The sequence below is a fragment of the Desulfosarcina sp. genome (assembly GCF_041551955.1).
Classification (GTDB): Bacteria; Desulfobacterota; Desulfobacteria; order Desulfobacterales; family Desulfosarcinaceae; genus Desulfosarcina.
Map to the genome: position 1 here is coordinate 1 of NZ_JBFELV010000345.1, position 5,455 is coordinate 5,455.

Sequence of the window (5,455 nt, forward strand, 5' to 3'; positions counted from 1 at the left end):
GTCGATATTTTCAGGTGCAAGGTGGTGGATGTCGGTCCCGAGTACTATATTATTGAAGCTACCGGGACCGAAGCGAAGATGAAGGCCCTGATCAACCTGCTTAAACCCATGGGCATCAAGAAGATTGCCCGGACAGGAACCATCGCCTTGTTCAGGGAGCCCCACTGATCCGTCGCTTGCATGCCGCTGGGGCATGCGGCAATCCATTAAACCGTTCTGGCAGGAAATTAAATACAACATGCCGGAATTAAAATGAAATCAAGGAGTACCAGATGGCTCATATCGATTTTGGCGGAACGACTGAAGAAGTGATCACCGCGGAGGAATTCACCCTCCAGCAAGCACGCGAACTGCTTGAAAAAGAAATCGTGGCCGTACTCGGTTACGGGGTCCAGGGACCGGGCCAAGCGCTGAATATGCGCGACAACGGCATCGCTGTCATCGTGGGCCAACGGGAAGGGTCAGCCTCTTGGGACAAGGCCGTGGCCGATGGCTTCGTACCCGGAAAAACCCTGTTCCCCATCGCGGAGGCCGCCCAAAAAGCCACCGTGGTCCAGTACCTGCTCTCCGATGCCGGACAGGTGGCCATGTGGCCCACCATCAAAGCCTGCCTCCACGAAGGCGATGCGCTTTATTTTTCCCATGGCTTCGGCATCGTTTACCGGGACCAGACCGGGATCGTCCCACCGGAAAACGTGGATGTGATCCTGGCGGCGCCGAAAGGTTCGGGAACCACGGTGCGCTCTAACTTTTTAGACGGCAGCGGCATCAATTCCAGTTTTGCCGTTCACCAGGACTATACCGGACGGGCCCGGGAGCGCACCATCGCCCTGGGCATCGCCATCGGCTCCGGGTACCTGTTTCCCACCACCTTTGAAAAGGAGGTCCACAGTGACCTCACCGGTGAGCGCGGCGTGCTCATGGGTTGCCTGGCCGGCGTCATGGAAGCCCAGTACAAGGTACTGCGTAAAAACGGCCACAGCCCCAGCGAGGCCTTCAACGAGACGGTGGAAGAGTTGACCCAGAGCCTGATTCGTCTGGTGGCCCAGAACGGCATGGACTGGATGTACGCCAATTGCAGCACCACCGCCCAGCGCGGCGCCCTGGACTGGGCCCCCCGCTTTCGTGATGCAGTCGCGCCGGTATTCGATCGACTGTACCAAAGCGTGGTCACCGGTGAAGAGACACGCCGGACCCTGGAATGCAACAGCGCCCCGGATTACCGGGAGCGGTTGGATGCGGAACTCAAAGTCATCCACGATTCGGAGATGTGGCGGACAGGTGCCGCGGTTCGTGCCCTCAGACCGGAAAACCGGCGCCAATAGACGCCAGGGGATCCGGCCGGCATCTTCGGCCCGACCCCGGCGACATTAAAGTGCCAGGAGAATAGCCATGGAAACGATCCTAATCTACGATACCACCTTGAGAGACGGCACCCAGGGAGAAAACATCACCTTTACGGCCGACGAGAAGCTCAAGATCGCCATGCGGTTGGATGACATGGGGATCCACTACATCGAGGGCGGTTGGCCCGGATCCAACCCCCGGGACATCCGCTTCTTCGATCTGGCCAAGCGGGAGCGCTTCAAGACCGCCCGAATCACGGCCTTTGGATCCACTCGCAGGCCCGGCATCCAGGCCGCCGACGATGCCAACCTGAAAGCAATCCTGAACAGCGACGCACCGGCAGCGGCCATATTCGGCAAAAGCTGGGCCCTTCACGTGCAGTCCATCATGGACAACACCCTTGAAGAAAACCTGGCCATGATCGCCGACAGCGTCGCCTTCCTCAAAGCCAGCGACCGGGAAGTGATCTACGACGCCGAACACTTTTTCGACGGATTCAAGGATGACCCGGACTATGCGCTGGAGACCCTGTCCGCCGCCTGGAACGCCGGCGCCGATTTCCTGGTCCTGTGCGATACCAACGGGGGCACCCTGCCCCAGGAAATTGAAACCATCGTCCAGTCCGTGTCAAATGATTTGAAACGGCGGTTCGGCGATGCGGGGAATCTGAAACTGGGCATCCATACCCACAACGACTGCGGCATGGCCGCCGCCAACGCCATCGCCGCCATCAACTGCGGTGCCGTCATGGTTCACGGCACCATCAACGGCTACGGGGAGCGCTGCGGCAACGCCGACCTGACCACCATCATCCCGGTTCTCAGCACCAAGATGAACCGGCCCTGCATCCCGCAGGATAAATTGGCCGGGCTGAAAAGCCTTTCCCGGTTTGTCAGCGAAACGGCCAACATCGTTCCGCTGAACTCCCGCCCCTTCGTGGGACGCAGCGCATTCGCCCACAAAGGCGGCATTCACGTCAGCGCCATCATGAAGGAATCACGGGCCTACGAACACATGGATCCGGAAACCGTGGGCAACCAGCGCCGGGTGCTCATGTCCGACCTGGCCGGCAAGAGCAACGTGGAGTACAAGGCCAAGGAGATGGGCGTGGACCTGGGCGCCAACGGGAGTGACAGCAAGGCCATCGTTGCCGCCATCAAGCAGATGGAGGACGAGGGCTACCAGTTCGACGTGGCCGACGGATCCTTTCAGATCATGCTGGAGAAATTCACCGAACAGTTCAAGCCCCTGTTCGATCTGGAGTCCTTCCGGGTGACCATCGAAAAGGACAAGGACCTGCCCTGCTCGGCCCATGCCACCATCAAAATTTCGGTGGGGGACAGCCACGAGATCACCGCCGCCGAGGGCCTGGGTCCGGTGAGCGCCCTGGACAATGCCCTGAGAAAGGCATTGGGCAACTTCTACCCTGACCTGGACACGATGAAACTGGTGGACTTCAAGGTGCGCGTGGTGGACGGACGGGAGGGCACGGAGGCCAGAGTCCGCGTATTGGTGGAATCCCGCGACCAGGACCAGATCTGGAGCACGATCGGCGTTTCCGAGGACATCATCGAAGCCAGCTGGCAGGCCCTGGCGGACAGCTTTCAGTTCAAGCTGGCCAAGGAAGCCCACCAGCGCAAGAACCCTTCCCCAAACAGTAAGGTGGAAGATCCAAAGCCGGGCTGGCCCCTGTCGTTCAACGCCTGAGGCCGGGGCTCGTTAAACGGAGATCGGAAGCCACCGGACCCAACCCTACTGATCAAGGAGAAAAACTATGACCGAGCGCATTAAAATATTCGACACCACCTTGCGGGACGGTGAACAGAGTCCCGGCGCCAGCATGAACACCAATGAGAAGATGCGGCTGGCCGTCCAACTGGAAAAGCTGGGCGTAGACATTATCGAAGCGGGCTTTCCTGCCGCCTCCGAAGGAGACTTCGAGGCCGTATCGGAAATCGCCAAACGGCTGAAGACCACCCAGGTGGCCGGCCTGGCGCGGGCCAACAAGAGCGATATCGACCAGGCCTGGGGTGCCATCAAGCATGCGGTAAACCCCCGCATTCACACCTTCATCGCCACGTCGGACATTCACCTGGACTATAAGCTGAAGATGTCCCGGGACGAGGTGCTCAACGCGGCCGTGGAATCGGTCAAGTATGCCAAGGGCTTCACCGACAACGTGGAATTTTCCGCCGAGGACGCCTCCCGCAGCGACCGGGACTACCTGTGCAAGGTGTTCGGTGCGGCCATCGAAGCCGGCGCCACAACGATCAACCTGCCTGACACGGTGGGCTACGCCATCCCTCAGGAGTTCGAGGAGATGGTCAGGTATGTGATGGCCAACACCGCCAACATGCACAAGGCCACGTTGAGCGTCCACTGCCACAATGACCTGGGGCTGGCCACGGCCAATACCATTTCCGCCATCAACGCCGGGGCCCGGCAAGCCGAAGTGACCATCAACGGCATCGGCGAACGGGCGGGCAACACCTCCTTAGAAGAGGTGATCATGGCCCTGCACACCCGCCGGAACCTCATGCCGTTCGACACCGGCCTGAAGACCCAGCACATCTATTCCACCAGCCGCCTGGTGAGCATGATTACCGGCATTATGGTCCAGCCCAACAAAGCGGTTGTGGGTGCCAACGCATTCGCCCACGAAGCCGGCATTCACCAGGACGGCATGTTAAAAAACCCCATGACCTATGAGATCATGAGGCCGGAGACCATCGGTTTGAGCCGCAACCAGCTGGTCCTGGGCAAACACTCGGGCCGCCACGCCCTGTACACGCACCTGAAAACCCTGGGCTACGACCTGTCCGACGATGAGCTGAAAACGGTCTTCAAACAGTTCAAGACCTTGGCCGACAAGAAAAAGCACGTCATGGATGAAGACCTGGAAGCCCTGGTTACCGAGGGCGTGCTCAGGTCCGCCGAAGTTTTCTCACTGGAATACCTCCACGTCACCTGTGGGACCACGGTACTGCCCATGGCCAGTGTGCGGCTGTCCATCAACGGCCGCTCCGTTCAGGGCGCCAACTACGGCAACGGCCCCATCGACTCGGCATACAATACCATCGCCGAGTTGACCAATGCCAAAGCCGAACTGCTGCGCTTTACCGTCAGCGCCCTGACCGGGGGTACCGATGCCCAGGGTGAGGTGACCGTGCGCCTGCGTGAAAACGGCCTGATGGCCCTGGGCCGCGGTTCCGATCCGGACATCATCACCGCCAGCGCCAAGGCCTACATCAACGGGTTGAACCGCCTGGAGTATCTCAAAGCACACCCGATAAAGGCATCGCAGACGCTGTAGATCCGGGGACGACGACTGATGTCGGATAACCGATGTCAGAGACTGAAAAATACCGTGGCTGTCAATGCCAGAAGGCGCGGGCCAGTCGTGCGGTCTCTTCCGGAGCGGTAAAGGTGGCCATGTCCCCCAATATGACCTCGAAGCCGGTGTGGTCGCTTCGGGTCCAGGGGGCGTAGTTGGCGCGAACCACCATAACGGCGCGCAACTCCAGAGGGCTGTGTGGTGTTTCCACGGAAATCAGGCCGAAATTGTACCCGTTGCGGTTCAGACTGCGGTAGAGCTGTTGAACCCGGATCATGCCTGCGGCCAGATGGCGCCAGGTCTTTTCGTCCAGCGCCACCAGGGAGGTTTTTCCCGGACAGACAGCCCAGATCTCGTAAAACCCTTCCGGCGCAAAAGCCGCCATCCACACCCACGGACCGGTTCTGCCGATGTATCGTTCCCCTGCCCTGAGTTCATGGGCGGCATAATCACTAAACAGCCCCCGCCGACGGGCATGCCAGTGAGTCAGGGCCAGCTCGTAGAGAACACGCTGGTGATTGGCGCCGATCCGATCGGCCTGAACCTGAAGGTGGGGGTGGACCATGGAACCCCCTGCCGACGGCAGGTGGTTCTGGGTGATCGCCATATGTATCGCTGATGGGTCGTGCCGTTGCACCCGCGTTAAATAGTCGGCACAATTGACCAGGCAGTCCGTGTAACTGCTTTCGACGGCCGTGCCGATCTCCACAAAGTGGGAGTTGTCGAACAGACTCACCGCAGAATAGGCGCCGTATGGGAACAGGTTGGGAAACA

At 59.9% G+C, this 5,455-nt stretch carries 5 protein-coding genes; 4 read left to right on the forward strand and 1 reads right to left on the reverse strand.

Annotated features, from left to right (window positions below):
- The first annotated feature begins 6 nt into the window (after positions 1-6).
- The 4 genes from ABYV26_RS19700 (at position 7) to ABYV26_RS19715 (ending at position 4,660) form a co-directional block, all read left to right on the forward strand.
- Entirely contained in the window at positions 7-168 is a 162-nt protein-coding gene (locus tag ABYV26_RS19700; protein ID WP_372683068.1) for a hypothetical protein, read from the forward strand.
- Positions 169-272: 104 nt separating this feature from the next.
- Positions 273-1,325: a ketol-acid reductoisomerase gene (ilvC, locus tag ABYV26_RS19705; protein ID WP_372683064.1), complete on the forward strand. Its 1,053-nt coding sequence runs from the start codon at positions 273-275 to the stop codon at positions 1,323-1,325.
- Between the two features lie 67 nt (positions 1,326-1,392).
- Positions 1,393-3,054 (forward strand): citramalate synthase, encoded by a 1,662-nt coding sequence (gene cimA, locus ABYV26_RS19710; protein ID WP_372683065.1) that lies wholly within the window; start codon positions 1,393-1,395, stop codon positions 3,052-3,054.
- Between the two features lie 67 nt (positions 3,055-3,121).
- Positions 3,122-4,660: a 2-isopropylmalate synthase gene (locus ABYV26_RS19715; RefSeq protein ID WP_372683066.1), complete on the forward strand. Its 1,539-nt coding sequence runs from the start codon at positions 3,122-3,124 to the stop codon at positions 4,658-4,660.
- A gap of 61 nt (positions 4,661-4,721) precedes the next feature.
- Here the strand turns inward: ABYV26_RS19715 and ABYV26_RS19720 are convergent.
- A partial coding sequence (locus tag ABYV26_RS19720) for a galactose-1-phosphate uridylyltransferase (RefSeq protein WP_372683067.1) occupies positions 4,722-5,455 on the reverse strand: 734 nt, incomplete at its 5' end.